Source organism: Micrococcus luteus NCTC 2665 (genome assembly GCF_000023205.1).
GTDB classification, from domain to species: Bacteria; Actinomycetota; Actinomycetes; order Actinomycetales; family Micrococcaceae; genus Micrococcus; species Micrococcus luteus.
Genome location: NC_012803.1, coordinates 786923 through 812059, shown reverse-complemented (window position 1 = coordinate 812059; position 25137 = coordinate 786923). Strand labels below are relative to the sequence as shown.

General features: G+C 73.9%; 23 protein-coding genes. 8 read left to right on the top strand and 15 right to left on the bottom strand.

Annotated elements, in window-relative coordinates:
- Positions 1 to 225 precede the first annotated feature (225 nt).
- Together MLUT_RS15280 and MLUT_RS15275 are read left to right on the top strand one after the other, a co-directional pair.
- On the top strand, positions 226 to 3225 hold the full coding sequence (locus MLUT_RS15280; RefSeq protein WP_012750798.1) for an FtsK/SpoIIIE domain-containing protein: 3000 nt from the start codon (positions 226 to 228) through the stop codon (positions 3223 to 3225).
- 531 nt (positions 3226 to 3756) lie between these two features.
- Entirely contained in the window at positions 3757 to 4335 is a 579-nt protein-coding gene (locus MLUT_RS15275) for a dienelactone hydrolase family protein (protein ID WP_010079084.1), read from the top strand.
- 19 nt (positions 4336 to 4354) lie between these two features.
- Here the strand turns inward: MLUT_RS15275 and MLUT_RS15270 are convergent, their stop codons facing one another.
- Positions 4355 to 5758 carry an MFS transporter gene (locus tag MLUT_RS15270; RefSeq protein WP_010079085.1) on the bottom strand — a complete coding sequence of 468 codons (1404 nt, stop codon included), beginning with the start codon at positions 5756 to 5758 and terminating at the stop codon, positions 4355 to 4357.
- A gap of 71 nt (positions 5759 to 5829) precedes the next feature.
- Entirely contained in the window at positions 5830 to 6411 is a 582-nt protein-coding gene (locus tag MLUT_RS15265; protein ID WP_010079086.1) for an LURP-one-related/scramblase family protein, read from the bottom strand.
- Between the two features lie 141 nt (positions 6412 to 6552).
- On the opposite strand from MLUT_RS15265, the gene MLUT_RS15260 reads away from it, so the two are divergent.
- The 3 genes from MLUT_RS15260 to MLUT_RS15250 are packed head-to-tail and all read left to right on the top strand — an operon-like array spanning position 6553 to position 8946.
- The gene (locus MLUT_RS15260) at positions 6553 to 7743 is read left to right on the top strand and encodes an LLM class flavin-dependent oxidoreductase (protein ID WP_010079087.1); all 1191 of its coding nucleotides are present in this window, start codon (positions 6553 to 6555) and stop codon (positions 7741 to 7743) included.
- Complete coding sequence (locus MLUT_RS15255) at positions 7740 to 8429, top strand: FMN reductase (RefSeq protein WP_010079088.1); 690 nt, start codon at positions 7740 to 7742, stop codon at positions 8427 to 8429. Before MLUT_RS15260 ends, MLUT_RS15255 begins: the two co-directional genes overlap by 4 nt.
- Positions 8401 to 8946: a MarR family winged helix-turn-helix transcriptional regulator gene (locus tag MLUT_RS15250; RefSeq protein WP_370622410.1), complete on the top strand. Its 546-nt coding sequence runs from the start codon at positions 8401 to 8403 to the stop codon at positions 8944 to 8946. The genes MLUT_RS15255 and MLUT_RS15250 overlap by 29 nt, the downstream gene beginning before the upstream one ends.
- A gap of 104 nt (positions 8947 to 9050) precedes the next feature.
- On the opposite strand, the gene MLUT_RS15245 is transcribed toward MLUT_RS15250, so the two are convergent.
- From MLUT_RS15245 to MLUT_RS15215, 9 genes are all read right to left on the bottom strand, one after another.
- The gene (locus MLUT_RS15245) at positions 9051 to 10259 is read right to left on the bottom strand and encodes a trypsin-like serine protease (protein WP_231936579.1); all 1209 of its coding nucleotides are present in this window, start codon (positions 10257 to 10259) and stop codon (positions 9051 to 9053) included.
- A gap of 123 nt (positions 10260 to 10382) precedes the next feature.
- Positions 10383 to 10871, bottom strand: coding sequence for an SseB family protein (locus MLUT_RS24210; RefSeq protein WP_012750797.1), 489 nt, complete (start codon positions 10869 to 10871; stop codon positions 10383 to 10385).
- Positions 10847 to 11374, bottom strand: a complete 528-nt coding sequence (locus MLUT_RS24205) for an SseB family protein (protein WP_012750796.1) — start codon at positions 11372 to 11374, stop codon at positions 10847 to 10849. The genes MLUT_RS24210 and MLUT_RS24205 overlap by 25 nt, the downstream gene beginning before the upstream one ends.
- Positions 11371 to 12156: a bifunctional 1-(5-phosphoribosyl)-5-((5-phosphoribosylamino)methylideneamino)imidazole-4-carboxamide isomerase/phosphoribosylanthranilate isomerase PriA gene (gene priA / locus MLUT_RS15235; protein WP_010079092.1), complete on the bottom strand. Its 786-nt coding sequence runs from the start codon at positions 12154 to 12156 to the stop codon at positions 11371 to 11373. Before priA ends, MLUT_RS24205 begins: the two co-directional genes overlap by 4 nt.
- A gap of 31 nt (positions 12157 to 12187) precedes the next feature.
- Positions 12188 to 12346 carry a CG2302 family histidine operon protein gene (locus MLUT_RS23890; protein ID WP_004167696.1) on the bottom strand — a complete coding sequence of 53 codons (159 nt, stop codon included), beginning with the start codon at positions 12344 to 12346 and terminating at the stop codon, positions 12188 to 12190.
- Positions 12346 to 13005: an imidazole glycerol phosphate synthase subunit HisH gene (hisH, locus tag MLUT_RS15230; RefSeq protein ID WP_004167703.1), complete on the bottom strand. Its 660-nt coding sequence runs from the start codon at positions 13003 to 13005 to the stop codon at positions 12346 to 12348. Before hisH ends, MLUT_RS23890 begins: the two co-directional genes overlap by 1 nt.
- A complete protein-coding gene (hisB, locus tag MLUT_RS15225; RefSeq protein WP_152743305.1) occupies positions 13005 to 13586 on the bottom strand; it encodes an imidazoleglycerol-phosphate dehydratase HisB in 582 nt (193 codons plus the stop codon). The genes hisH and hisB overlap by 1 nt, the downstream gene beginning before the upstream one ends.
- A 181-nt stretch (positions 13587 to 13767) precedes the next feature.
- Positions 13768 to 14889 (bottom strand): histidinol-phosphate transaminase, encoded by a 1122-nt coding sequence (locus MLUT_RS15220; RefSeq protein WP_010079094.1) that lies wholly within the window; start codon positions 14887 to 14889, stop codon positions 13768 to 13770.
- A 43-nt stretch (positions 14890 to 14932) separates the two neighbouring features.
- Positions 14933 to 15307 (bottom strand): LysM peptidoglycan-binding domain-containing protein, encoded by a 375-nt coding sequence (locus MLUT_RS15215; RefSeq protein WP_010079095.1) that lies wholly within the window; start codon positions 15305 to 15307, stop codon positions 14933 to 14935.
- A gap of 294 nt (positions 15308 to 15601) precedes the next feature.
- Between MLUT_RS15215 and lexA the strand changes: the two genes are divergently transcribed.
- Positions 15602 to 16318 carry a transcriptional repressor LexA gene (lexA, locus tag MLUT_RS15210; RefSeq protein WP_010079096.1) on the top strand — a complete coding sequence of 239 codons (717 nt, stop codon included), beginning with the start codon at positions 15602 to 15604 and terminating at the stop codon, positions 16316 to 16318.
- A 54-nt stretch (positions 16319 to 16372) separates the two neighbouring features.
- Here the strand turns inward: lexA and MLUT_RS15205 are convergent, their stop codons facing one another.
- From MLUT_RS15205 to hflX, 3 genes are all read right to left on the bottom strand, one after another.
- Positions 16373 to 18004 carry a DASS family sodium-coupled anion symporter gene (locus MLUT_RS15205; protein WP_231936578.1) on the bottom strand — a complete coding sequence of 544 codons (1632 nt, stop codon included), beginning with the start codon at positions 18002 to 18004 and terminating at the stop codon, positions 16373 to 16375.
- 146 nt (positions 18005 to 18150) lie between these two features.
- Positions 18151 to 20250, bottom strand: coding sequence for an ATP-dependent DNA helicase (locus tag MLUT_RS15200; RefSeq protein WP_010079098.1), 2100 nt, complete (start codon positions 20248 to 20250; stop codon positions 18151 to 18153).
- Positions 20247 to 21887: a GTPase HflX gene (hflX, locus tag MLUT_RS15195; protein ID WP_010079099.1), complete on the bottom strand. Its 1641-nt coding sequence runs from the start codon at positions 21885 to 21887 to the stop codon at positions 20247 to 20249. The genes MLUT_RS15200 and hflX overlap by 4 nt, the downstream gene beginning before the upstream one ends.
- Positions 21888 to 22330: 443 nt before the next feature.
- Here hflX and MLUT_RS15190 point away from each other — a divergent pair, with 443 nt between their 5' ends.
- Complete coding sequence (locus MLUT_RS15190) at positions 22331 to 23494, top strand: NAD(P)-binding domain-containing protein (protein WP_010079100.1); 1164 nt, start codon at positions 22331 to 22333, stop codon at positions 23492 to 23494.
- Between the two features lie 25 nt (positions 23495 to 23519).
- The gene (locus MLUT_RS15185; RefSeq protein ID WP_010079101.1) at positions 23520 to 24155 is read left to right on the top strand and encodes a class I SAM-dependent methyltransferase; all 636 of its coding nucleotides are present in this window, start codon (positions 23520 to 23522) and stop codon (positions 24153 to 24155) included.
- A gap of 25 nt (positions 24156 to 24180) precedes the next feature.
- On the opposite strand, the gene dapF is transcribed toward MLUT_RS15185, so the two are convergent.
- A complete protein-coding gene (gene dapF / locus MLUT_RS15180) occupies positions 24181 to 25134 on the bottom strand; it encodes a diaminopimelate epimerase (RefSeq protein WP_010079102.1) in 954 nt (317 codons plus the stop codon).
- Positions 25135 to 25137: the final 3 nt, after the last annotated feature.

Genomic DNA, 25137 nt, shown 5'->3' with positions numbered 1-25137 from the left:
TGCCCGATTCGGCGCCATCCCCAGCGCCGCACATGTCTCGATCAGGAAGATACCCCGTTCCGTCGATGCGTGTGGTCCAGGACACCATGACTGTGGACAACGTGGCGGCGGTCCCGTTCGACGGGGAGTTGTCCACAGGCCGCCCGAACCGCCATCAGGCCGTGGCAGGGTCGTCCCCAGGCGGCCGGACGGGCCGGTCGCCGGTCTCGGGAGGGAGGGGCGGGGATGGCCTGGAGCGTGCGGATCCTGGGCGGGGCCGCTCCCGAGACATGGCGGGTGGAGCACTTCCCCGCCGACGCGGACGAGCAGGACCGGGCGGTGCGGGAACGTTTTCCCGCCCGGTCGCTGCACCGGTGCGCTGCCGGGCCGCGCAGCGTGACGTACGCGGAACGGGTCGGGAGTGCACCGGCCCGGGGGCCGGAGCTCGCGGTGGTCACCGAGCACGGACCCGACGCCGGCCGCCTCGTCCCTCTGGGGGAGGGCGGGTTGAGCACGGGACGCGGCGGGGCGCGGCTGCTGCTGGACGACCCCTCTGCCCCGTCGCGGCCGATGCGTCTGCGGCTCGCGCCCACCGGGCTGCACGTCCACGACGGTCCTCGGGACACCGGACGCCTGTGGGACGGCCGCAGCCCGCTCCCTGTGGGCCGGACCGCCCTGGGCCTGGTCCGCGGGCCCGGGGCCGCCCTGCCGCGGCCGGTCACGCCGGAGCCGCCCGCCGTCGACCTCGGATCCCCACCGGCCCGGCAGTCCGTCGTGATCCCGCTGGTGGCGGCCCTGGGCCCGCTGGTGCTCGGGGTCGCCCTGGTCCTGATGATGGGCAACCCGGTGTTCCTGCTGTTCGGTGTGCTGTCCGTGACGGTGGCGCTGGTCATGCTGGCGATGCAGCGCCGTACCCGGCTGCGGCATGCGCGGCTGCTCGCCGCCCGCGCGGACGCGGTCGTGCGCCGGCGGGCTCAGGCGGCACTGAGCCCCGGTGCGGTGGCCCGCGCCGTCCGCTCCGGCGCGACGGACCGCTTCGGGCTGACGTCGGGGGCCGACGAGGCCGTGGCGGTCTCGTGGGGTTCCGGCGTCGGGGCGCTGTCCCTGTCGCGGGACGACCCGGACGAGGCATGGGTGGAGGCCGTCACGTCGCGGCGCACCGTGATGACGACGTCACCGCCGGAGTCGCGCGTCGTCGTGCTCGGGCCGCCGCGCGATGTGGCCGGGGCCTGCCGGTGGGCGGTGTTCCAGCTCCTGCGGCACGCGGTGGCCGCCGACGGCGCGTTCGTGGTGGAGGCCGGTGGAGTCCGCCGCACCTGGTGGTCGGGCGGGTCCGGCCCGCGGCTGCTGGTGTCGGCTCCTGAGGACGCGGCACTGGATCCGGCGTGGCGAGCGTGGCGGGCCGCCATCGGCGACGACGCGGGGACGACGCCCACGGGCCGGACGGTTCTGCCCTGGACGCGGTACGACTTCACCGGGCCGCCGCCTGCGCCGGGGGACGCCGTCGTCGACCTGCGCGGGCGCACCGTCGTGGTCCCGGCCGAACAGCAGCGCTTCGAGGACGTGGCCGCCGACGGCCTCGCCGACGGCACCCTGGTCGCCTGGCTGACCGAGCTGGCCGACGACGTCGTGGACCTCGGCCTGCTGCCCACCGACGACGGCGACGGCACGCTCACACCACCGGGGCAGGTGGGCGCCCGCGATGCCGTCGACGGGCTCACCGTGACCCTCGCCCGTAGCGGCGACGAGACGGGCGTCGTCGAGATGGACCTGGCCGCCGACGGGCCGCACCTGCTCATCGCGGGCACCACGGGATCCGGGAAGTCGGATCTCCTGCTGTCCCTCCTGCTGGGGGCTGCGGCGCACCACCCGCCGGCCGAGGTCGCGTTCCTGCTGCTGGACTTCAAGGGCGGCGCGTCGTTCGGTCCGCTGGGCGCGCTCCCCCACACGATGAGCCTGGAGACCAACCACGTGGGAACGGCCTCGTTGCGGGCGCTGAGCGCCATCCGGGCGGAGCTGCATCGCCGCGAGGCCCTCTTCGCAGAGGCCGGGGTCAGCGACTATCCCGGTTTCCGTCGCCGCCATCCGGACGCGGCGCTGCCTCGGCTCGTCGTGGCGATCGACGAACTGCGCGTGCTCGTGGACGACCACCCGGACGCGGCCGCCGTCCTGCAGCGTCTGGCCGCCACGGGCCGTTCCCTCGGCTTCCACCTCATCCTGGCCACGCAGCGGGCCACGGGTGCGGTGGGCTCGGACCTGCGCTCGAACCTGGGCAGCACGATCGCCCTGCGCACCGCGACGGAGCAGGAGTCGTGGGACCTCGTGGGCACGGCCGCCGCGGCCCGGCTCGACCCGCGTCGCCCCGGCTCCGCGATCCTCTCGACGGCGGGGCGCCCGACGGTCTCGTTCCGCGCATCCCAGTGGACGGTCGACGGCGGCACGCCCGTGTGGCGGCGGCTGGGCGAGGCCGCGGCCGCCCCGGCCGTCGCCCCCTGGGAGGCCGTCGTCTCGGTCCTGGTGGAGAACTACGCGGCGGGTGACTGGCCCACACCCCCGCCCGTGGTCACCCCCGCCCTGCCGGAGCGCTGGGTGCCGGACCGCGCTCGCCGGGCCGAGGCCACGGCCCTGGCCCTGCTCGACGACGCGGCCCACGGCCGGCACCGTCCCTGGCGGTGGCCGACCGGCGCGGAGGGACGCACGGCATGGATCGTCGAGGCCGCGGGCGGTCGCGCGGAGACGCTGGCCGCCGTCGTCGAGGTGGCGATGCGCAGCGGCCGGCCGGTGGCCGTGCTGGACGGCACCGGGGAGGCCGCGACGGCCGCGCGGTCCGGGACGCCGGTGCTGACCCCGGACGCCGAGGGGGCCGGTGAGGCCGTCCTGGCCCGCCTGCGCGAGCTCGCGGCCGCGGGCGGCACGGCGGTGATCACGGGCTGGAACGCGTGGTCCGGCCTGCGCGTCGGGGACACCTACCGCACGGTCGAGGAGGACGTGCACGACTGGCTCGGCCGTCCGGCGGCCGCCGGGCTGCGTTTGGCGGTGTTCGGCGGCCGCGAGCTGGCGACGGGCCGGCTGCTGCTGCACCTGCCCCACCGCTTCTTCGTGCCGGCCGGGACGAACGCCGAGCACCGGCTCATCTGGCCCCGGCTGACCGAGGTCGAGCCCCTGCCGGGGCGGGCCGTGCACATCAGTCCCGCCGTCCCCGAACCCGGCATGCCCTGCCAGCTCGCGTCTCCCGCCCCGGCGTGACCGCACTGACGGCGATTCCCGTGTGACCGCAGCGGAACGGTGGACTCAGCTCCGACGTCCACCCGGCGAGACGTTCTCCCGTCCTCCGTCGAACGTGGATGCCGTGGTCGAGGTCGCCAGGAGCAGTCGGACAGGGCGCCCCTTCGTCGCCGTACGTCCGAAGCGGCCGCGGCATCGTCCGGCGAAGACGTCCCGAAGGTCGCAGGACGGATGAGGCCAGGAGGCCGCTGCCCGCTCCTGCCTCGAGCAGCCCCGTGACCGATCGCACGAGTGCCTCGGCACTCATGCAGAAGATTCCTCGCCGCTCGCTCGCGCAGTCTCCGACCGCGCGACGTGAAGACTGAGACGGTGCTGTCCTGGGGCCGCCGAGACGAGAACCCAGGGCACCAGTCGGGGAAGCACTGCGCTTGCCCTCCACGCAATGAGCGCCAACTCACCCGTGGCGACAGACGCGAGCCACCTCACGTCTTCGCCCCCGCTCACACACCCCCACGATGGGGCAGCCGCTCACCGCGGTCTACGCTCTGACCCATGGCGCAGATCATCCTCTTCCACCACGCCCTCGGTCTCACGGACGGCGTGCGCACGCTCGCCGAACAGATCGCCGCCGGCGGTCGCACCGTCCACACCCCTGACCTCTACGACGGCCGCACCTTCGCCACCGTGGACGAGGGTGTCGCCCACGCCCAGCAGATCGGCTTCGAGGAGATCGGCCGGCGCGGCATGCGGGCGTGTGCCGAGCACCAGGAGGCCTCCGTCGTCGCGGGCATCAGCCTGGGCGTGATGCCCGCCTGGCGTGCCGCCCAGGTGGTCCCCGGCTTCCGCGCGTGCATCGCCATCGCCGGCGCCGAGGCCCTCGACGCCTACGCCCCGCTCTGGCAGCCCCACACCGCCCTGCAGATCCACCTCGGCGCCCGCGACCCCTGGGCCCTCGAGGGCGACCTCGAGACAGCCCGTTCCTACGCGGCCACCGCCGAGCACCCGGACCGCCCCGCCGACCTCTTCGAGTACGACACGGACTGGCACCTGTTCATGGACTCCTCCACCGCGGACTTCGACGCGGACCTCACCGCCGTGCTGGTCCGCCGCATCCACGAGCTCCTGGCCTGAGCCGCGGAGCGGGCCCGACTCAGGCGGAGCGCCGCCCGCGCGCCGCCGTCGCCAGGGCGGCCAGCAGCACGAGCACGAAGCCCGCGGCCGCAGCGAACACGTAGCCCGCGGACGGGGCGATGCCGTCGATGAACACGCCGGCCAGCGGGGCGCCCATCGCGGCGCCCGCGGTCATGGCCGAGCCGTAGAAGCCCATCGCCTCGCCACGCCGCTCCTCCTCCACGAGGTGCGACAGCCGCGACGAGGCCGAGGCCAGGGTCGGCGCCGTCAGCAGACCCGAGGGGATCGAGGCCAGCGCGAGCGCCCACACCCCGTCCACGAGCGCGAGCGGCACCGTCGCCACGGCGAACAGCGCCATCAGCAGGTACGGGTGCACCTGGCGACCCCAGGCCCCGTAGAACAGCCCGCCCACGGCGGAGGCACCGCACCAGAACGCGTACACCAGACCCACCGACGCCGCGGCGCCCTGCGACTCCAGCTCGGCCACCATCGAGACCTCGGTGCCGACCATGACGATCCCGGCCGCCATCGACACCACGAGCACGCCGAGCACCTCCGACCCAACCCAGGAGAAGTGGCTCCGCCGCCACTGCCGCAGCCGCTCGGCCCGGGCCCGGCGCGGCGCCGTCGTCGGCCCGGAGCCGTCCGCGGCGATCACCGGCAGCGCCCCGGTGACGATCGGGATGGCCTCGGTGATCGCCGGCAGCGCGCCGGTGGCCAGGCTGGGGGCGGCCATCTCCACGTGCATGGGCGCGGCGGTCACCGCCTGGGCGATCGCCTCCTGACGGTCCTGCTCCTCGGTGTACGGGTCCTCGGTCGCCGGCCCGACGACGGCCAGCTGACTCGAGCGCGTGGGCGGGTTGAACCACATCAGCAGGATGCCGCCCAGCGCGCTGGAGAGGCCGACGATGGTCAGGCCGAGGGCGCTCGACCACGTGGCCGCGACGACGGCGCCCAGCGCCGGGCCCATCATGAAGATCGTCTCCGTGACGATGGAGTCCAGAGCGAAGGCCGTCTGCCGGTCCTTGCCGTGGGTGAGCACGCCGAGTCCCTGCCGGACGACGGAGAAGATCGGCAGCGAGAACACGCCGCCCAGGAACACGGCCAGGAGCATCGGCCAGAACGGCAGCCACGGGACGATCGGCCAGATCACCGCCTCCGCGATCACGGAGGGCAACAGTGCACGGCGCAGCCCCTTCGCGTCCACCACGCGGCCCCGCCACGGCGAGCCCACTGCGATGCCCAGCGTCATCGCCGCCCCGGCCAGGCCGGCCTGGCCGTAGCCCAGCCCCAGCGTGAGAGCCACGTGGAGGGTGAGGATCACCCCGGCCGCGGTGTGCGGGAAGCGGGCGATGAACCCCACCGCCAGCAGATGGCGGATCCGAGGGTCCTGCAACAGCCGTCCGTACGCTCCGAAGTCCACCGTCGAATCCTACGGGAGGGGTCAAGGCACGCCCCGGAGGCGCCGTCGAGACGGCCGCGCGCTCGGCGGACTCAGCTGTTGCTGCGCCGGTCCTTGGCCCGGATCAGGTCGAGGGCGATGGCCGTGCCGAGCACGGCGCAGCGCACCACGGGCGGCATGCCGGGGTCCAGGCGCATCTCGTACCGCGAGCGTCCGGCCAGGGCGTTCATGACACCTCCGAACCGCGCGGTCACGCGGGCGATCGGCTGCTGGCCCACGGTCATGGCGTAGTCGTGGTCCCACAGGTCGCCGGTCACCGCGAAGCACGTGCCGTCCACGACCTCGACGCCCACGGACGTCCGCAGGAACGCGATCTGGCGGACGAGGTGGGCGAGGGGCAGCCCGTCGGCGTCCAGGATCGCGAAGCGGTCGCGGCCGAACGTGGCCGGGTCGGCGAGGCGGAAGAGCACGCGGCCGTCGTCACCGTCGACCACGTCGAAGCTGCGGTTCCCCATCAGCATGCGGCCCAGGCCCCCGCCCGTGGTGACCACCGAGACGACGGTGCGCCCGTCCGGGTCCGTCACCTGGATGTCGTTGGACAGGAAGCTCGTCACCTGCTGCAGAATGAGGACGTCCGTGTGGGCGAGGCGACCGGCGTCGAAGGCGGGGCTCATGGGACCAGTCTGCCGTGTCGGGCCCTGCGGAATATTCAGAGCCGGACGGTTCGTTGTGCGCTATAATTCATTTTTGAAGAACACGGCGACGGCTCGGCCGGCACCGTGAGACCCGCCCCCGGGCACACTGAGGAGCACACCATGCAGTTCGGCGTCTTCACGATCGGCGACATCACCGCCGATCCGACGAACGGGACCGCCCCCACCGAGCATCAGCGGATCAAGGACACCGTCAAGATCGCCCGCCACGCCGAGCAGGCGGGCTTCGAGGTGTTCGCGACCGGCCAGCACCACAACCCGCCCTTCGTGGCCCCGGGCAACCCGCCCACGCTGCTGGCCTACCTGGCCGCGCAGACCGAGACCCTCCAGCTCTCCACGGCGACGACCCTGATCACCACCATGGACCCGGTGCGTCTGGCCGAGGACTACGCGTACCTGCAGCACCTCGCCGACGGCCGCGTGGACCTGACGATGGGCCGCGGCAACACCGGCCCCGTGTACCCGTGGTTCGGCAAGGACATCCGCCAGGGCATCCAGCTCGCCGTGGAGAACTACAACCTCCTGTACCGCCTGTGGCACGAGGAGACCGTGGACTGGAGCGGCAATCACCGCACCCCGCTGCAGGACTTCACGCTCACCCCGCAGCCCCTGGACGGCGTCGCCCCCTTCGTGTGGCACGGCTCCATCCGCTCCCCCGAGATCGCCGAGCAGGCCGCCTACTACGGCGACGGCTACTTCCACAACAACATCTTCTGGAACAAGGAGCACGTCATCCAGATGGTGCGCCTGTACCGCCAGCGCTACGAGTACTACGGCCACGGCAAGGCCCATCAGGCGTACGTGGCCCTGGGCGGCCAGGCCTACATGGCGAAGAACTCGCAGGACGCCGTGGCGGAGTTCCGCCCCTACTTCGACAACGCGCCGGTCTACGGCCACGGCCCCTCCCTCGAGGACTTCTCGAGGATGACGCCCCTGACGGTCGGCTCGCCGCAGCAGGTCATCGAGCGCACGCTCACGTTCCGCGACTGGGTGGGCGACTACCAGCGTCAGATGTTCCTCATCGACCACGCCGGCCTGCCCACGGACACCGTCCTCCGGCAGATCGACCTCTTCGGCGAGGAGGTCCTGCCCGTGCTGCGCAAGGAGTTCGACGCTCTGAGGCCGGATGACGTCCCGGCGGCCCCGACCCACGAGTTCCTCGTGGCACGCGCCCGCCGCGGCGAGGCCCCCGTGCCCGGCGGCAAGGAGGGATCGCAGGCCCAGCTCGACCGCGCGGCGGCCGCCGAGCAGCGCGCCACCGCCGATGCCACGAAGGGCGGTGGCGCGAAGTGACCACCCCCGGCACCCCCGATGCCTCCGACCCGTTCACGCCGCAGGCCCGGCACCTCGCCGTGGTCTCCGGCGGGTCCGGGGACCCGTCCCAGACCCGCATGCTCGCCGAACGCATGGCCGAGTCCGCCTCGGCCGCGCTCTCCGAGCACGGCGTGGTCCCGCAGATCCACCTGATCACGCTGCGTGAGCTCGCCACGGACATCGCGCAGGCCCTCGTGACCTCCGCGATCTCCCCGGCCCTGCGCGCCGCCCTGGACGAGGTCGCCCAGGCCGACGCCGTCATCGCGGTCTCACCCACGTACAAGGCCTCCTACTCGGGCCTGTTCAAGTCCTTCTGGGACCTCGCGGAGCCCACGTCCGTCGTCGGGGTGCCCGTGCTCCTCGGCGCCACCGGCGGCACCGCCCGCCACTCGCTCATGATCGACACCGCCATGCGGCCGCTGTTCGCCTACCTCAAGGCCCGCATCGTGCCGACCGCGGTCTTCGCGGCCTCGGACGACTGGGGCGAGGCGGCCGGCGTGCAGGCCTCGATGCGGACCGACCCGCTGCAGTCCCGCATCCGGGCCGCCGGACGCGACCTGGCCGAGATCACCCTGAACCGCCCCCCGCGGGCACGCGCCGCCGCGCCCGCGGACCTCGACCTGGAGGTGACCCCCTTTGAGCAGCTCCTCAACCCCGGCCCCTGAGCCCGCCACGCAGGACGCGGCGCCGGCAGAGCCCGACGGCGGCTGGTTCGGCTCTGCCTCGGAGGCGCACCGCCCGGTGGACCCGCCCAAGCGCGCCTGGCGCGCCTACTTCGAGGCCACCCAGATGCTCACGGAGGTGCTGGAGCGCCGCCTGAAACAGGACTGCGGCATGTCGCTGGCCGACTACAACCTGCTGCTGCTCCTCTACGAGTCCCCCGAGGGCCGGCTCCGGCTGGGAGAGCTGGCGTCCCGGATGGTCTTCTCCCCGTCGCGCATCACCTACCAGGTGAAAACGCTCGTGGCCCGCGGCCTGATCGACCGCCGCCCGGTGGCCTGTGACCGGCGGGGCTTCGAGGCCGTCCTCACCGACGAGGGTCGGTCCGCCTTCCGGCGCGCTGCGATCGAGCACGCCCGGCAGGTGGAGGAGCTCTTCCTCGGCGACCTGGCGCCGGGCGAGGCGGAGTCCCTCACCCGGATCTTCTCCCGCCTCGGGCGGCGGCTCGAGGGGATGTGCTGACCGCGTCCCCAGCTGGCCGGGGTCGCCCCGGCCCCGGGACGTGACGAGGCCCGGTGATCCGTGCGGATCACCGGGCCTCGTCGTGCCATTCGGGGCGGAACCGATCAGCCGACCAGCTGACCGCCCAGGGTCACGGTGGCGTCCGTGGCGGCGCCGGCGGCGTCGACCACGGTGACCTCCACGGAACCGCCCGCGGGCACCTCGGCCGGCACGGGCAGCCAGGCGCGGTACTCGCCGGTGAGGTCCAGGCCGTCCTGGCCCAGGACGGTGCCGTCCGCGTCGTAGGCCGTGACGGTGACGGCGGCGAAGCCGCCCTGATCCGTCTGCGCGACCACCCGGGTGCCGTAGGCGACACCCTCGGCGGGCGCGGCCACGACGTCGGTCACGCCCGGCGCGGCGGCCTCGGCGGCCGGGGCCTCAGCAGCGGGGGCCGCCTCGGCGGCCTCCTCCTCCGCGGCGGCCTCGGCGCGGGCCTTGAGCTCGGCCGCGATGGCCTCCTCCTCGGCCGGCGTGAACTCGGTCAGCTCGGACTCGTCCACGGCGGGCTCGCCGCCGGTGGGCAGGTCCTCGTCGGCCACGGGGCCGGCGACGTCGGCGATCGCCGGGGCCGTCTCGGCGGCCGCAGCGGTCTCGGCGGCGGGCGCCGCGGAGGCGTCCAGCGCGTCGAGGGACTCGACCGGGACCATGATCGAGGACATCGCCTGGGCGTCGCAGCCCACCACGTTGCCCTCGGCGTCGAAGGTCACCGGGGCGATGCCCGAGATGACGCCGACCACCCGCTGCTGGGCGTCATAGACGGCGCCGCCCGAGTCGCCGGCGTGGGTCGAGGCGGTGTCCAGGGCGACCTGATCCGCGTACGCGTCGTCGCAGACCGTGGCGGCCTCGAACGTCTGCGTGTGGGACACGGTGTTCGGCGCGCCCAGCGGCACGGACGAGCCATGGGTGTAGACGGTCTCGCCCACACCGACGGACGAGGCCGGCCGCGTGGACCAGTCGCCCACGACGTCGACGTCGTCGGCCAGGGCCACGCGGACCGCGTCCACGCCCGAATCGTCGGGCAGTGCCGAGACGGTGCCGATCGCTGCGCCGTCGACGTCGCGGACGGTCGAGCCGATCTGCCACTGGCCCGCGCCACAGTGGGACGCGGTGTAGGCGGTGGCATCGTCGACGATGGTCAGGCTGCACGCCCCGGCCGGCGCGGTGATCGCCGAGCCCTGGGTGAGCGTGGTCTGCGCGAGGGCGGGGCCGGCGCCGGCCACCACCACCGCGCCCAGCGCCGCGGTGGCGACGCCGGTCAAGGTTCTGGTTCTCATGGGTACTCCTCGGAGGATGGGAGGCATGGGGCCGGCGCGCGGCGCACGGCCTTTAAGGATGGGGTGGGGCCACCACGGGCCCTCCCCTCCCCCTCAACGGTACCGGACGGGCCGGGCGACCGATCAGGGTCGGCGGACCGTGATCTCCACGGAGTCGGCCCGCTCGGTGAGCAGCGCCAGGTCTGCCAGGAGGGTCTTGAGCGTGGCCGTCATCAGGCGCACCCCGGCCGCGTCGGCGTCCCGGGTGGGCATCGCGACGATCTGCAGCTCAGGCCCGGCCCCGCCTCCGTTCATCACCGCGCCCGAGCCCGTGTGCGTGGCCACCCCCGAGCCGGGGGCGAGGCCCAGGTTCAGCAGGTTCGGGACCAGGTCGGCGACCTCGGCGATCTCATCCGCGATCTCCTGGTCCCGGTAGGAGGGGGTCCACTCCTTCTGCTGGGCGAGCGACCACACGGCCGGGCGCCGCACCACGTACGTGTGCTCGGCGCCGGCGTCGATGACGACGAGCTCACAGCCCTCGTCCACGGCGGACAGGCAGGCACGCGGTAGCCACACGGCCACGGGTCGGGCGACCGGGTTCCACGCCGTCAGCGCGGGCACGTTCGTGAACACCGGCGCGCCTGCCGGCCGTCCGGCGCGCGCATGGTCACGAGGGCCACGTCCGCGGCCTTGTCCCCGTGCGCCGCGACGTCGTGCTCGTGACCGGTGTGGTCGTGGACGTCGTCCTCGTCCACGGCAAGGGTGGGCACGACGGCGGCGAACACGCGGATGCGCGCGAGCACCTCCGTCACCTCCCGCTCACCGGCGGAGCCGTCCGTCAGGGCCGCCATGACGGCGGTCCACTCGGCCGGGCTGGTGCCGTCGTCCTCGTCGAACACGTGCAACGGGTTCGCGGAGCCGTCCACGCCGGGGCCGGAGAGGTCACGGCCCTGCCACGGGACGCCCGCGGTGTCCGCGGTGTTCTCGCCCGCGGTCTTCTCCCGCATGCGGTCGAGTGCGGCTCGGATGTGCCCCGGCAGCTCCCGGGCCGCCGGGTGCGGCACCGCGACCGTCTCGTCGATCGGACCGAGCCCCTCGTCGCGGGCCAGGCCGCCGTCGTCGTGCGAGCCCGTCACGGGGCGACCGGGCCGGGCTGCTCGGAGCGCGCCTGCTCCACCGTGGCGCCGCCGGCAACGGCCAGCGCCTGCTCCAGGCTGAAGCGGCCGGCGTACAGCGCCTTGCCCATGATCGCGCCCTCGACGCCCTGGCCGGTCATGGCGGCGAGCGCGGCGACGTCCTCGAGGGAGGAGATGCCGCCCGAGGCGACGACCGGCTTCGCGGTCTTCGCGCAGACCTGGGCCAGCAGCTCCGTGTTCGGCCCCTTGAGCGTGCCGTCCTTCGTGACGTCGGTGACCACGTAGCGGGCGCAGCCGGCGTCCTCGAGGCGGGCGAGCACCTCCCAGAGGTCGCCGCCCTCCTTCGTCCAGCCGCGGGCGGCGAGCGTGGTGCCGCGCACGTCGAGGCCCACGGCGACCCGGTCGCCGAAGCGCTCGATGACGCGCGCGGTCCACTCCGGGTCCTCGAGGGCGGCGGTGCCCAGGTTCACCCGCGCCGCGCCCATCTCGAGGGCGTTCTCGAGCGAGGCGTCGTCGCGGATGCCGCCGGACAGCTCGATCTTCACGCCGATCTCCTCCACCACACGGCGCATGACCTCGCGGTTGTCACCGCGGCCGAAGGCGGCGTCCAGGTCCACGAGGTGGATCCACTCCGCGCCGGCGCGCTGCCAGTCCAGGGCGGCGGTCACCGGGTCGCCGTACGAGGTGGCGCTGCCGGCCTCGCCCTGGACGAGGCGGACGGCCTGGCCGTCCTGGACGTCGACGGCGGGCAGCAGCTCGAGTGCGGGGGCGTTCGGGGTCATGGGGTTCCTCTCGGGTGGGCGGCCGGCGCGATCAGGCGCCGACGGTCAGGAAGGAGGCGGCGATGGCCATGCCGGCCAGCACGAGGACGATCACGATGGCCCACAGCGGCGCCTTCTGCGTGCGCATGGACCAGGCGGCGCCGAGCAGCAGCCCGCCGAGGGCGAGGTACAGGACGGACCAGTAGGGCATCAGAGGGTCTCCAGCCAGTTGCGCAGCAGCTGCAGACCGGCATCCCCGGACTTCTCGGGGTGGAACTGCGTGGCGGACAGGGGGCCGTTCTCCACGGCGGCGATGAAGTCCGCGCCGTGGTGCGCCCAGGTGACCTGGGGCGGACGCATGGCGGAGATCGTCTGGTCGAACTCCCATTCGAGCACGCCGTAGGAGTGGACGAAGTAGAACCGCTCGTCCTCGATGCCCGCGAAGAGGGCGCTGCCCTCGGGCGGCCGGACGGTGTTCCAGCCCATGTGCGGCAGGACCTCGGCGGGCAGCTCGGCGACGACACCCGGCCACTCCCCCATGCCCGCGGTGCGCTCGCCGTGCTCGACGCCGGCGTCGAAGAGGATCTGGTGGCCCACGCAGATGCCGAGGACGGGTCGGCCCCCGGCCACGCGGCGGCCGATCCAGCGGGTGCCGCCGACCTCGGTCAGTGCCCGCATCACGGACGCGTACGCCCCGACACCGGGCACGAGCAGCCCGTCGGCCTCCTGCACGGCCTGCGGATCGCGCGTGAGCTCGACCTCCGCGCCGGCCCGCTCCACGGCACGCAGCGCCGAGTGCACGTTGCCCGAGCCGTAGTCCAGGACGGCGACGCGCGGCCGCACACCGGGGACGGTGGTGGGGCGGGCCATCAGAGGGCGCCCTTGGTGGAGGGCACGCCGGTCATGCGGGGGTCGTCCTCGACGGCGGCGCGCAGGGCGCGGGCGAAGGCCTTGAACTGCGCCTCGACGATGTGGTGCGGATCCCGGCCCCGCACGACGTCCATGTGGAGGCAGATCGCCGCGTGGTACGTGATCGACTCGAACACGTGGCGGGTCATGGAACCGGTGAAGTGCCCGCCGATGAGGTGGTACTGCTGCCCCTCGGGCTCGCCCTCGTGCACGAGGTACGGCCGGCCGGAGACGTCGACGACGGCGCGCGCCAGCGCCTCGTCCAGCGGCACGGACGCCTCGCCGAAGCGGCGGATGCCGGACTTGTCCCCGAGCGCGGTCTTGAGCACCTCGCCCAGGGTGATGGCGACGTCCTCGACCGTGTGGTGCACGTCGATGTGCGTGTCCCCGGTGGCACGGACCGTCAGGTCGATCTGGGAGTGCCGGGACAGCGCGGTGAGCATGTGGTCGTAGAACGGCACGGTGGTGGAGATCTCAGCGCGGCCGGTGCCGTCCAGATCCATCTCGACGTACACGTCCGACTCGCTCGTGGTGCGCGTCATGCGCGCACGGCGTCCGGAGATCAGCTCGGCTGCCACGGGTCCTCCTCGGGCTGGGTCCGCACCGGTCCGGGACGGGTGCGGGGGGATGCGGGTGCGCGCGGCCGGTGCCGGCGGGCCGGGGCGCCGCGCGCGCTGTCCCCATCCTAGGGAGCCGGGCGGACGCCCAGACTCCGGTGACGCCTCAGGACCGGTGCCCGGTCTCGCCGAGGACCTCCTCGAGAGCGGTCAGGAACGCCGTCGTCTCCGGCTCGGTGCCGGCGGTGACGCGCAGGTGGTGCGGGATGCCGACGTCCCGCACGAGCACGCCGCGGTCGAGCAGTCGGCCCCACACGTCGGACGCGTCCTCGAGGTGACCGAAGAAGACGAAGTTCGAGTCGGACACCGAGGGCCTCAGTCCCAGGCCGCGCAGGGTGGAGACGATGCGGTCGCGCTGGGCCTTGATGTCCTCCACGGTGCGCAGCAGCGCGTCCACGTGGTCGAGGGCGGCCTCCGCCGTGGCCTGCGTGACCGCGGAGAGGTGGTACGGCAGGCGCACCAGGCGCAGGGCGTCGGTGACGGCGGGGTCCGCGGCCAGGTAGCCCAGGCGCGCGCCGGCCAGGGCGAACGCCTTGGACATGGTGCGCGTGACGATCAGCCGCTCGCGGCCGGGCAGGAGCGTGAGGGCGGAGCGGGTGCCGGCGAGGGCGAACTCCGCGTAGGCCTCGTCCACGACGACCATCGCGCCGGGCCCGCCGGCGGCCTCGTTCTGCGCCTGCGCGGCGTACACGGCCTCGATGGTCGCCAGGTCCAGGGCCGTGCCCGTCGGGTTGTTGGGGGAGGCCAGGAAGATGACGTGCGGGCGGTGCTCCCGCACCATGGCCGCCGCGTGCTCGGCGCTGAGGGTGTGGTCCGCGGCGCGGCCGCCGTCCACGAACACGGTGTCCGTGCCGCCGGCCAGCAGCGGGTACATGGAGTACGAGGGCAGGAAGCTCAGCAGTGTCCGCCCGGGGCCGCCGAAGGCCTGGAGGATCTGCTGCAGGATCTCGTTGGAGCCGTTGCCGGCCCACACGTGGTCCGCCGTGAGGCCGTGGCCGAGGTAGCCGGCGAGCGCACGTCGCAGCCCCGTGAACTCGCGGTCCGGGTAGCGGTTCAGCCCACCGGCGACGGCCGCGACCCGCTCGGCGATGGCGGCGGCGACCTCCTCCGGCACCGGGTGCGTGTTCTCGTTGGTGTTGAGCATGTACGGCACGTCCAGCTGGGGGGCGCCGTAGGGACTCAGGCCGCGGAGGTTATCGCGCAGGGGCAGAGAGCTGAGGTCGGTCATGGCCGCCAGTCTAGGAACCGTGGAGGGCGAGGCCCGCCGTGCGTCACCGCGTGGCCGGGACGAACAGCTCCTCGCCCGGGGCGGGGGCCCGGCCCTCGAGCCCGTTGAGTTCGTCGATCGTGGCGATCACCTCGTAGACATCCGCCTCCGGCGCCACCGTGGTGGCGATGGTCCACAGGCTGTCCCCGGGCATGACCGTGACGGACTGGGTGGCCGGCCCCGCAGTGTCCGCGGACACCGCGGCGGGCGACAGCAGCACACCCAGGAAGAAGGCGGCCGCCAGCGTGACGGCCACGGCCGCGGCGATCACGGGGATCCCCCGCAGCACGAGGCGGCCGCGGCGGGTCAGACGGATGGTGGCCGGACGCGGCCGCGTGGTCGCGGGCGAACCGGCGAACTGGGCGGTGGTGAGCGTCATGGTGTCCTCCTCCGGGGCGGGTGCCCTCCAGGTGATCGAACATCTGTTCGAATCCGTTCGAATGCCTTTCTAGCACAGGTGTTCGAGACACGCCACGAAGAGATCGAACATATCTTTGAATGCGAGGCGGCTCTCCTCTAGGCTCAAGGCCATGCACGGACGCCCCGGAACGCCCCCGAGGACCGCCAGGACACAGGCAACCAGCGGGGGCGGACACGGTAAGCGTCCGGACGGCAGCCGGACGCCGGAACACGAGGCCGGCCACCATCACCCCCGGGAGAACGGACGGCAGCCATGAGCACCACCGACGATCAGCCGGCGGCGCGCGCGCCGCTCACCGACCGCCAGCGGCGGATCGTGCAGACCATCCGGGACGCGATCGCCGACCACGGCTACCCGCCCTCCATGCGCGAGATCGGCGACGCCGCGGGCCTGGCCTCGCTCTCCTCCGTCACGCACCAGCTGGGCCGTCTCGAGCGTCACGGCTACATCCGGCGCGACCCCGGACGCCCGCGTGCCCTCGAGGTGCTGCTCGACGTGGACGGCACCCCGCTGGGCGAGGCCGCCTCCCCCGCCGCCGCGCCGTCGTCGCAGGTCTCCACGATCGCCGCGTGGCACACCGGCACGGACGAGGCGGACAGCGTGCCGGTCCCCTGGGTCGGCCGCATCGCGGCGGGCGGCCCCGTCCTGGCCGAGCAGCAGGTCGAGGACGTCATGGCGATCCCGCGACGCCTCACGGGCGAGGGCGAGCTGTTCATGCTGCGCGTCACGGGTGACTCGATGGTGGACGCCGCGATCTGCGACGGCGACTGGGTGGTGGTGCGCCGGCAGGAGACGGCGGAGAACGGCGACATCGTCGCGGCCCTGCTCGACGACGAGGCCACCGTGAAGACCTTCCGCCGCCGCGACGGGCACACCTGGCTCCTCCCCCAGAACACGGCCTACGAGCCCATCCTCGGCGATCACGCCACCGTGATGGGGCGCGTCGTCACGGTCCTGCGTTCACTCTGACCCGCTGCCTCCGCCCGCCGCGCCACGGGCCGTGGCGGGCGGCCCGCCACGGCCTCAGAGCAGGCCGATCCACCGCCAGTAGGTGGCGGAGAACAGCAGCACCATGAGGTAGCCGATCACGGTGATCGGGATGCCGGTCTTCAGGAACTGCTTCGCCGTGAACGCCCCCGTGCCGTACGCGAGCATGTTCTGCGGCGCGGAGACCGGCAGCAGGAAGCCGAAGCAGATCGCGAACTGCTGGACGATCACGAAGCCCAGCCCACCCTGCGCGGCGTTCGGGATGGTCATGGAGAACGCGATGAACACCGGGATCAGGGCCGAGGACAGGGCTGTGGCGGAGGCGAAGCCCAGGTGGATCAGGATGGTGAACGCCGAGACGAGGGCGATCATCGCCAGCAGCGGCATGTGCGCGATGCCCAGCGAGTCGAACGCGCGCTCGGACAGCCAGCTGGCAGCGCCGGTCTTCAGCAGCAGCGAGCCGAGCGAGATGCCGACGGCGAACACCACGAGGGTGCCCCAGGTCACGAGCCCCTCCACCGTCTTCCACGAGAAGACGCCGACGCGCGGCATCAGCAGGACGGCCACGGCCAGGAGAGTGACGGTGGTGGCGTCGACGGGGTGCAGGATGCCCTGGGTGGACCAGGCCAGCAGCAGCAGGAGCGCGACGACGGTCAGCCGGATCTCCTTGCCCGTCATCGGGCCCAGCGCGGCCAGGTCCCGGCCGACGACCTCGCGACCGCCCTCGAGCCGGGTGAGCTCCGGCCTGATGGCCCAGCGCATCACGAAGTACAGCACCACGGACATGACGGCCGACCACGGGGCGCCCCACAGGAACCACTCGGGCCAGGAGATCTCTCGGCCCATCTCCTCGCGGATGAACCCGACGGCGACCTGGTTCTGCGCGGCCGCGGTCATGATGCCGATGTTCCAGATGGAGATGGCCTGGGCGGCGGTGATGATGAACAGGGCGGAGAGCTTCGAGTCCTTGGGCAGGCCGAACGCGGCCACCAGGCCGAGCAGGACCGGCACGACGGCGCCCGCGCGGGCGGTCGCCGAGGGGACGAAGAAGCTGAGGATCACGATGATGACGATGACACCGATGAGGATCCGGGAAGTCTTCTCCCCCGCAAACTTCAGGACGAGCAGCGCCACGCGCTTGTGCAGGCCGGTGGCCTGCATCGCGGCGGCCAACACGAGTGCGCCGGCGACGAGCGCGACCGCCGCGGCGCTGAATCCCTCGAGGGCGTAGCCGAGACCGCCGTTGGTGCCCAGGCTCTTCTGGGGCGCCTCCGGGTCCGGGGAGAAGCCGATCAGCAGGGCGATGAGGCCGATGATCGCCACCGAGCTCACGGGATAGGAGACGGCCTCGGTGACCCAGAGGACCACCGCGAACACGAGGATGGCCAGGGCCCGCTGGCCCGCGACGGACAGTCCCGCCTCCTGCAGGCCCGGCGCGAGCAGCACCGCCACGAGGGCCAGCACGGCGAGCCCGAACCAGACCGGGCGCAGGTGCAGGTGAGACAGGAACGAGTCGGGCGTCCGGTGTTCGGTTCCGGCCTGGGCCGAGTCCACCACCGCCTTCTCCTCGCTGGCCTGCCGTCTCAGGTGGATCCGCTGCTGCGCGGCCTTGCGCAACCGGGTGGATCCATGGGGTCGGGGGGTGCCTGACTCGCCGGGGGTGGCCATGGTCGGGCGTCCTTCATCGCACGGTGCGGCGGCGGGGTCGCCGCCACTCTCAGGCTACGCCCAGGTGAGCGTCCGGGGACCGTGGCCGGGCCGCACGTGGGTGAGGAGGTCCCGGTGGGCCGCCCCGGCCGCGTCGTCGGACCAGGTCAATCGCCCGAGGCGAGCCGTGCCAGCACCCCGCGGACGACGTCGCCGTCCGTGGTGCGCCAGAAGTCCGGCAGGGCGCTCGTGATGTAGCCGCCGTACCGCTCGGTGGCCAGGCGGGGGTCCAGCACGGCCACCACGCCGCGGTCCGTCACGGAGCGCACGAGGCGCCCGGCGCCCTGGGCCATGCGCACGGCCGCGTGCGTGGCGGAGACCCGCATGAACCCGTTGCCGCCGTGCCGGGCGACATCCCGGGTGCGGGCCTGGGAGAGCGGGTCGTCCGGCCGCGGGAACGGGATGCGGTCGATCACCACGAGCCGCAGCGAGTTCCCCGGCACGTCCACGCCCTGCCACAGGCTCATGGTCCCGAACAGGGACGTGTCCGGCTCCTCGGCGAACTGGCGCACGAGGGCGGAGAGGGTCGCGTCCCCCTGGCACAGGATCGTGGTCTTCGGCCCGAGCCGACGGCGCATCTCGGCGGCGGCGTCCTCGGCCGCCCGGCGCGAGGAGAACAGGCCGAGGGCCCCGCCCCGCGACGCCCTCAGGAGCGCCTCGAGCTCATCGAGGGACTCGGGCGAGGCCGTGCGGCCGGGCCGGGGCAGGTGCCGGGCCACGTAGAGCACCCCCTGACGCGGGTAGTCGAAGGGGCTGCCGACGTCGAGGGCCTCGAACTTCGGGGCGTCCGGGCCGGCCAGGCCCACGTCGCCGGCCACCGAGTCGAACCGGCGCTCCCCCGAGCCCACGGTGAGCGTGGCGGAGGTGAGCACCGTCGTCGCCTTGCCGAACAGGCCCTCCCGCAGCTTGCCGGCCACCGAGAGCGGGGCCACGTAGAGCTGGGGCGGGTCGGTCTCGTCCCCCGGCTGCCAGCCCACGCCGGGCTCGAAGTGGCCGGGGCGGGTGGCCCACAGCACCTCGGGGAAGTCCGCCTCGGGCCGGGCGGCGAGCATGCGCTCCACCACCTCGAGGACCTCGAGGATCCGCGAGCGCGCCATCTGCCGTCCGCCGTCGGCGTCGGCCTCCTTGTCCTTGTCCTGGCCGAGGTCGGACAGGCACTGGCGCGCGGCCGTGAGGACGCCGGTGAGGGCCTGCTCCTGCACCTCGTCCGGGCCCGCGGCGATCAGGCCGGACGGGGTGTCCGTGAACGCGCGGTCCAGGGCCGCCCCGGCCTCGATCAGGTCCTCCACGGCCACCGTGGTGTGGCGGCGCAGCGAGGTGGCCGCGCCGTGCACGATCGACCCGGACAGCTGCCCCGTGACCGCGCCGGTCACCCGGTCCTGCAGCTCGTGGGCCTCGTCCACGACGACGGCCGAGTACGCCGGCAGCACCGCGAGCCCCTCGAAGGCGCTGATGGCGAGCATCGCGTGGTTGGTGACCACGACGTCCGCGTCCGCCGCGTCCGCGCGGGCCCGCTCGGAGAAGCACTCCTCGGCCTGGGGGCAGCGGGACGCGCCGAGGCAGTCGACCGCGGAGACGGAGACCTGCCGCCACGCGCGGTCGGTGACGGGGACCTCGAGGTCGTCGCGGTCCCCGGTCTCGGTCTGGTCCGCCCACGCCCGCAGGTACATGACCTCCTTGCCCAACAGGGAGGAGGGCCCGGCGGCGCCGTCCGTGGCGGAGCCGATCATCCCGCCGTCGTCGGCGACCGTGAAGAGGGCCTCCTCGCCCTCATCTCCGGGGTAGCCGCCGTCCACCTTGTGGCGACACAGGTAATTGGAGCGGCCCTTGACCAGGGCGACGACGGGCTCGCGGGGCAGCTCGTCCTTGAGCGCCTCGACCAGCCGTGGGGCGTCCCGCTTCATGATCTGGGCCTGCAGGGCGAGCGTGGCCGTGGCGACGACGACGGGGTCCTCCTGCGTCATCGCGTGCTGGAGGGCGGGGATCAGGTAGGCCAGGGACTTGCCGGTGCCGGTGCCGGCCTGCACGAGCAGATGACGGCGCGACTCGAGGGCGCGCGCCACCTGCAGCACCATCTCCCGCTGGCCCGCGCGGTGCTGCCCGCCGGTGGCCTGCACCGCGACATCCAGCAGGCGCAGCGCCTCGCGCTCGTGCTCCGTGCGCGGCTGCGCGCCGCCCGCCCCGGCTTCCTTCACCCCGTCGCTCACGACGCGTCCGCCTCCACGACGAACTCGGCGAAGTCCGGCGCGATGTCCTCACGGACCAGCACGGACAGGCGGGTGCCGCCCTCCTCGTAGCCCTCGGCCAGGATCTCCGCGTCCGCCGAGTGCAGGCGGGAGACCAGCTCACCCCGGGTGAACGGGACCAGCAGTTCGAGCCGCACGTCCGGCCGCGGGATGGTGGCCGCGATGGCGCGCTCGAGCTCGTCGATGCCCTCGCCGGTGCGCGCGGAGACGACCACGGCGTGGGGCTCCTTGGACCGGATCCGGGCGACGACGGCCGGGTCCGCCGCGTCCGCCTTGTTCAGCACGATGATCTCGGGGATCCGGTGCGCGTCCACCTCCGCGAACACGGAGCGCACCGCGGCGATCTGGCCCTCCGGGTCCGGGTGCGAGCCGTCCACGACGTGCAGGATGACGTCCGCGTCCGCGACCTCCTCGAGGGTGGAGCGGAACGCCTCGACCAGCTGTGTGGGCAGGTTCCGCACGAAGCCGACCGTGTCCGAGAGGGTGTAGCCGATGCCGTCCGGCGTCATGGCCCTGCGCACGGTGGGGTCCAGCGTGGCGAACAGGGCGTTCTCCACGAGCACCCCGGCGTGGGTGAGGCGGTTGAGCAGGGACGACTTGCCGGCGTTGGTGTAGCCGGCGATCGCCACGGACGGCACCCGGTTGCGACGACGGTTGGCGCGCTTGGCCTCGCGTGCCGGCTTCATCCCGGCGATGTCCCGGCGCAGCTTCGCCATGCGGGTGCGGATGCGGCGGCGGTCCAGCTCGATCTTGGTCTCGCCGGGGCCGCGGGAGCCGATGCCCTCACCGGCGGCGGCACGGCCGCCGGCCTGCCGGGACATGGACTCGCCCCAGCCGCGCAGGCGCGGCAGCAGGTACTCGAGCTGCGCGAGCTCGACCTGGGCGCGGCCCTCACGCGAGCTCGCGTGCTGGGCGAAGATGTCCAGGATCAGCGCGGTCCGGTCGATCACCTTCACCCGCACCACGTCCTCCAGCGCGCGGCGCTGAGACGGGGCGAGCTCGGAGTCCACCACCACGGTGTCCGCGCCGGAGAGCGCCACGATCTCGGCGAGCTCCTGCGCCTTGCCCTTGCCGAGGAACGTGGCCGGGTCCGGGGTGGCGCGGCGCTGGATGACGCCGTCGAGCACCTCCGAGCCCGCGGTCTCGGCGAGCGCGGCCAACTCCCGCAGGGAGTTCTCCGCGTCCTCCGCGGAGCCCTCGGTCCAGACCCCCGCCAGCACCACGCGCTCCAGGCGCAGCTGGCGGTACTCGACCTCGGTCATGTCCTCGAGCTCGGTGGACAGGCCCTGCACGCGCTTGAGGGAGTGGCGCGCGGCGAGCTCGTCCTGGTCGCCGTCGGCGTCCGTGTGGCCGTCCTCGCCCTCGTCCAGGGCGAGTGCGCGGCCGGCGAGCGCGCCGGAGCGATCCGGGGTCCCGTCGTCGGGGGCGCCCTCGTGGTCCGCGGCCACGCTGTCCGCGGAGCCGCGCCCGGTCACCTCGCGCTCGGAGGCGCGGCGAGCGTCATCGGCGGCCAGGATGCGGTCGATCACGGCCTGGATCTCGTCCTCGGGGCCGTGGGCGGCCTGGGGGCCGGGGGTGTGCTGGTTCTTCTCAGTCATGGTCTCCTCTGGGCCGCCGCGGTCGGGCGGCCCGATGGTCTCAGGGTAGAGGGGTCGGCGGACGCGTTAGGCGGCTGTCCGCAGGGGGCGGACGTGGTGGGTGACGCGCAGGGCCGTGTGGGCAGGGGTCGGTGCCGTACTGCGACGATCTCGCGGCGGCTCCGTTCGCGGGAGGAAGGCGAGCACGCGGCACCGCAGCCACGAGGTCTCGTCGGAGGGCGGGCAGGGGCGGACCACGTGGTCCATGGCGGGATCTCCATCAGGTGCCGGGGCGCGCTCGACGGCCTCATCCGAGGCGGGCGCGCAAGGGGCGGGGGCGGTCAGTGACGCGGGGGCGTCAGCGCAGGAAGATCCACATGGGCGTCGAGTCTACCGGGCGGCGCGCGTGGGCGACAGGGGCCCCGGCGCCCGGCCCGCCGACGACGCGCACGTATCCTGCGGGCATGACCGCGTTCCCCTCCCCCGCCCCGCCGCAGCCCGGTCGGACGGGCCGGGCGACCGTCGTCGTGATCGGCGCGGGCCAGGCGGGCCTGTCCGCCGCCTACCACCTGCACCGCCGCGGTTTCGTGGGGCTGTCTCCCGACGACGACGGCGCCGCCGGCGTTCCCGAGGACGCCCCCGGCACGTTCGTGGTGCTCGACGCGGAGACCGCCCCGGGCGGCGCGTGGAAGCACCGCTGGGACTCGCTCACGATGGCCACCGTCAACCACATCCACGAGCTGCCCGGTGACCCGGTGCCGCCGGCCGACCCGGCCGCGCGCGCCAACGCCCTGCTGCCGGCCTACTTCGCCGACTACGAGGCACGGTTCGCCCTGCCGATCCGGCGGCCCGTGCGTGTGAGGCGCGTCGAGCGGATCGGCGAGCCGGGACGTGCGCGCGGGTTCTTCGTCCGCGCGGACGGGGCGCCGGGCACGTGGCGGGCGGACTTCGTGGTCAACGCGACCGGCACCTGGACGTCTCCGCGGTGGCCCTCGGTGCCCGGGATGCGCTCGTTCCGCGGCCAGCAGCTGCACACCCGTGACTACGTGTCCAAGGACGAGTTCGCCGGGCAGCGGGTGGTGATCGTGGGCATGGGCGTCTCGGCGACGCAGCTGCTGGCCGAGATCTCCACGGTCGCGGACACCCTGTGGGTGACCCGCCGCGAGCCGCGGTGGCAGGACTCGGCCGCGCCCGGCGCCCTGGCCGAGTCGGTGCGCGGGGTGGACGAACGGACCCGTGCGGGCCTGCCGCCGGGCTCCGTGGTCGTGGCGACCGGGATGCACCGCTCACCCTGGGTGCGCGAGGCCGAGTCACGAGGCGTACTGGTGCGCCACCCCATGTTCACGGCCGTCGAGCCGGACGGGGTGCGGATGCCCGACGGCTCGTTCGAACCGGCGGACGTGATCCTCTGGGCCACCGGCTTCCGGCCGGCGATCCGGCACCTCGCTCCCCTGCGGCTGCGCACGCCCGCCGGCGGCATCCGCGTGGCGGGCGGGCGCGCCCTGGATGAGCCGCGCCTGTTCCTCCTCGGCTACGGCCCCTCCCAGTCCACGGTCGGGGCCAACCGCGCCGGGCGCGACGCCGTGCGCGCGATCCTCGCGGACCTGGCCGGGCCGGCGTCGGGCTGAGGGCTGCGACGACCCGCTGGCTACCATGGTCGCCGTGAGCTCCGCATCCCACTACTTCGACGCCGACCCCTCCGCGCCCGAGCGGCGCCGCACCCTGCGGACACGCCTGGCCGGCCGCGACGTCGAGGTCCAGACGGCCAACGGGATCTTCTCCCCGGACGGTCTGGACAAGGGCACCGCGGCCCTGTTCTCGGCGGTGCCCGCGCCGCCGGCGACGGGCCGGTTCCTCGACGTCGGCGCGGGCTGGGGACCGATCGCCCTCACGCTGGCGTTGCGGTCGCCCGAGGCGGAGGTGACCGCCGTCGAGGTCAACGACCGCTCCCTGCAGCTGACCCGCGACAACGCCGCGGCGCTGGGCCTCGGCAATGTCGTGGCACTGCGGCCGGAGGACGTCCCCGAGGGCGCGGAGTTCGACCTCATCTGGTCCAACCCGCCCATCCGGATCGGCAAGCCGGCGCTGCACGCCCTGCTGGAGCGGTGGCTGCCACGCCTGGCCCCCGGCGGCGAGGCCTGGCTGGTGGTGCAGAAGAACCTCGGCGCGGACTCGCTGCTGCCGTGGATCGGCCGGATGCTCGAGGAGCGCGCGCCCGGCCGGTTCACCGCGGAGCGGGCGGACAGCGTCAAGGGCTTCCGGATCCTGCGGGTGGCGCGGGCGCGCTGAGGCGCCGTTTCCCGAACGAAAGCGGTCAGGCGGTGAGTTCGCCGTCGAAGACCAGCTCGGCCGGACCCGAGAGGACCACGTGCTCGGCCCCCTCCGGGCCCGGCACGACGTCGACAGCCAGCACGCCGCCCGGCACCTCGACGAGCCACGAGTCGGTGCCCTGGTCGCCCGCCCATGCGCGCATCGCCACGGCCACCGCGCACGCGCCCGTCCCGCAGGACTGGGTCTCGCCCACCCCGCGCTCGTGCACGCGCATCCGCACGCGGCCGACGCCCTCGCGCACGAGCGGCTCGTGCGCGGCCACGAACTCGACGTTCGTGCCGTGCGGCGGAGCCGGGTCCACCTCGGGGGCACGGCCCAGGTCCAGTCCCTGGAGGTCGGCGAAGGAGGCCAGCGGGACCACGGTGTGGGGATTGCCCATCGACACGCTCAACGCCGGACGCGGATCGGTGAGGCCGTGGGCGCGGACCATCGAGTCCGACGCCGCCTCCTCCGCCAGCTCGGGGTCGAGGTAGCACCAGGGGCCCATGTCGATCGCGTAGCCGTGCTCGAGCCGGGTCACGGCCTTCACACCGGCGCGCGTGCCGATGGTGATCGCCTGGCCGGGCGCCAGGTCCACGAGGCCCTTCTCGACCAGGAAGTGCACGAAGACGCGCACCCCGTTGCCGCACATCTCGGCGATCGAGCCGTCGCCGTTGCGGTAGTCCATGAACCACTCGGCCTCGGGGTGCTCGGCGAGCAGCGCCTCACCCTCCGGCAGGCGCGCCGAGCGCACGGCGCGGATGACGCCGTCGGCGCCGATCCCCCGGTGCCGGTCAGCCAGCCGCGCGACGTGCTGGGCGTCGAGCTGCGTGTTGCCGTCCGGGTCGGCGATCAGCACGAAGTCGTTGCCCGTGCCATGGCCCTTCGTGAACGGCACGCGCGGCGCGCTCGCGTGGAGGGGGTCCTGGGCGGCGGGCGCCGCGGGCTGCTCGGTCATGGG

Bases quoted from the DNA above. Each gene is read 5' to 3' on its own strand.
- MLUT_RS15280 (WP_012750798.1), top strand. From the start codon at position 226: ATGGCCTGGAGCGTGCGGATCCTGGGCGGGGCCGCTCCCGAGACATGG.
- MLUT_RS15275 (WP_010079084.1), top strand. From the start codon at position 3,757: ATGGCGCAGATCATCCTCTTCCACCACGCCCTCGGTCTCACGGACGGC.
- MLUT_RS15265 (WP_010079086.1), bottom strand. From the start codon at position 6,411: ATGAGCCCCGCCTTCGACGCCGGTCGCCTCGCCCACACGGACGTCCTC.
- MLUT_RS15260 (WP_010079087.1), top strand. From the start codon at position 6,553: ATGCAGTTCGGCGTCTTCACGATCGGCGACATCACCGCCGATCCGACG.
- MLUT_RS15245 (WP_231936579.1), bottom strand. From the start codon at position 10,259: ATGAGAACCAGAACCTTGACCGGCGTCGCCACCGCGGCGCTGGGCGCG.
- priA (WP_010079092.1), bottom strand. From the start codon at position 12,156: ATGACCCCGAACGCCCCCGCACTCGAGCTGCTGCCCGCCGTCGACGTC.
- MLUT_RS23890 (WP_004167696.1), bottom strand. From the start codon at position 12,346: ATGCCCTACTGGTCCGTCCTGTACCTCGCCCTCGGCGGGCTGCTGCTC.
- hisH (WP_004167703.1), bottom strand. From the start codon at position 13,005: ATGGCCCGCCCCACCACCGTCCCCGGTGTGCGGCCGCGCGTCGCCGTC.
- hisB (WP_152743305.1), bottom strand. From the start codon at position 13,586: ATGACGCGCACCACGAGCGAGTCGGACGTGTACGTCGAGATGGATCTG.
- MLUT_RS15220 (WP_010079094.1), bottom strand. From the start codon at position 14,889: ATGACCGACCTCAGCTCTCTGCCCCTGCGCGATAACCTCCGCGGCCTG.
- MLUT_RS15215 (WP_010079095.1), bottom strand. From the start codon at position 15,307: ATGACGCTCACCACCGCCCAGTTCGCCGGTTCGCCCGCGACCACGCGG.
- lexA (WP_010079096.1), top strand. From the start codon at position 15,602: ATGAGCACCACCGACGATCAGCCGGCGGCGCGCGCGCCGCTCACCGAC.
- MLUT_RS15205 (WP_231936578.1), bottom strand. From the start codon at position 18,004: ATGGCCACCCCCGGCGAGTCAGGCACCCCCCGACCCCATGGATCCACC.
- hflX (WP_010079099.1), bottom strand. From the start codon at position 21,887: ATGACTGAGAAGAACCAGCACACCCCCGGCCCCCAGGCCGCCCACGGC.
- MLUT_RS15190 (WP_010079100.1), top strand. From the start codon at position 22,331: ATGACCGCGTTCCCCTCCCCCGCCCCGCCGCAGCCCGGTCGGACGGGC.
- MLUT_RS15185 (WP_010079101.1), top strand. From the start codon at position 23,520: ATGGTCGCCGTGAGCTCCGCATCCCACTACTTCGACGCCGACCCCTCC.
- dapF (WP_010079102.1), bottom strand. From the start codon at position 25,134: ATGACCGAGCAGCCCGCGGCGCCCGCCGCCCAGGACCCCCTCCACGCG.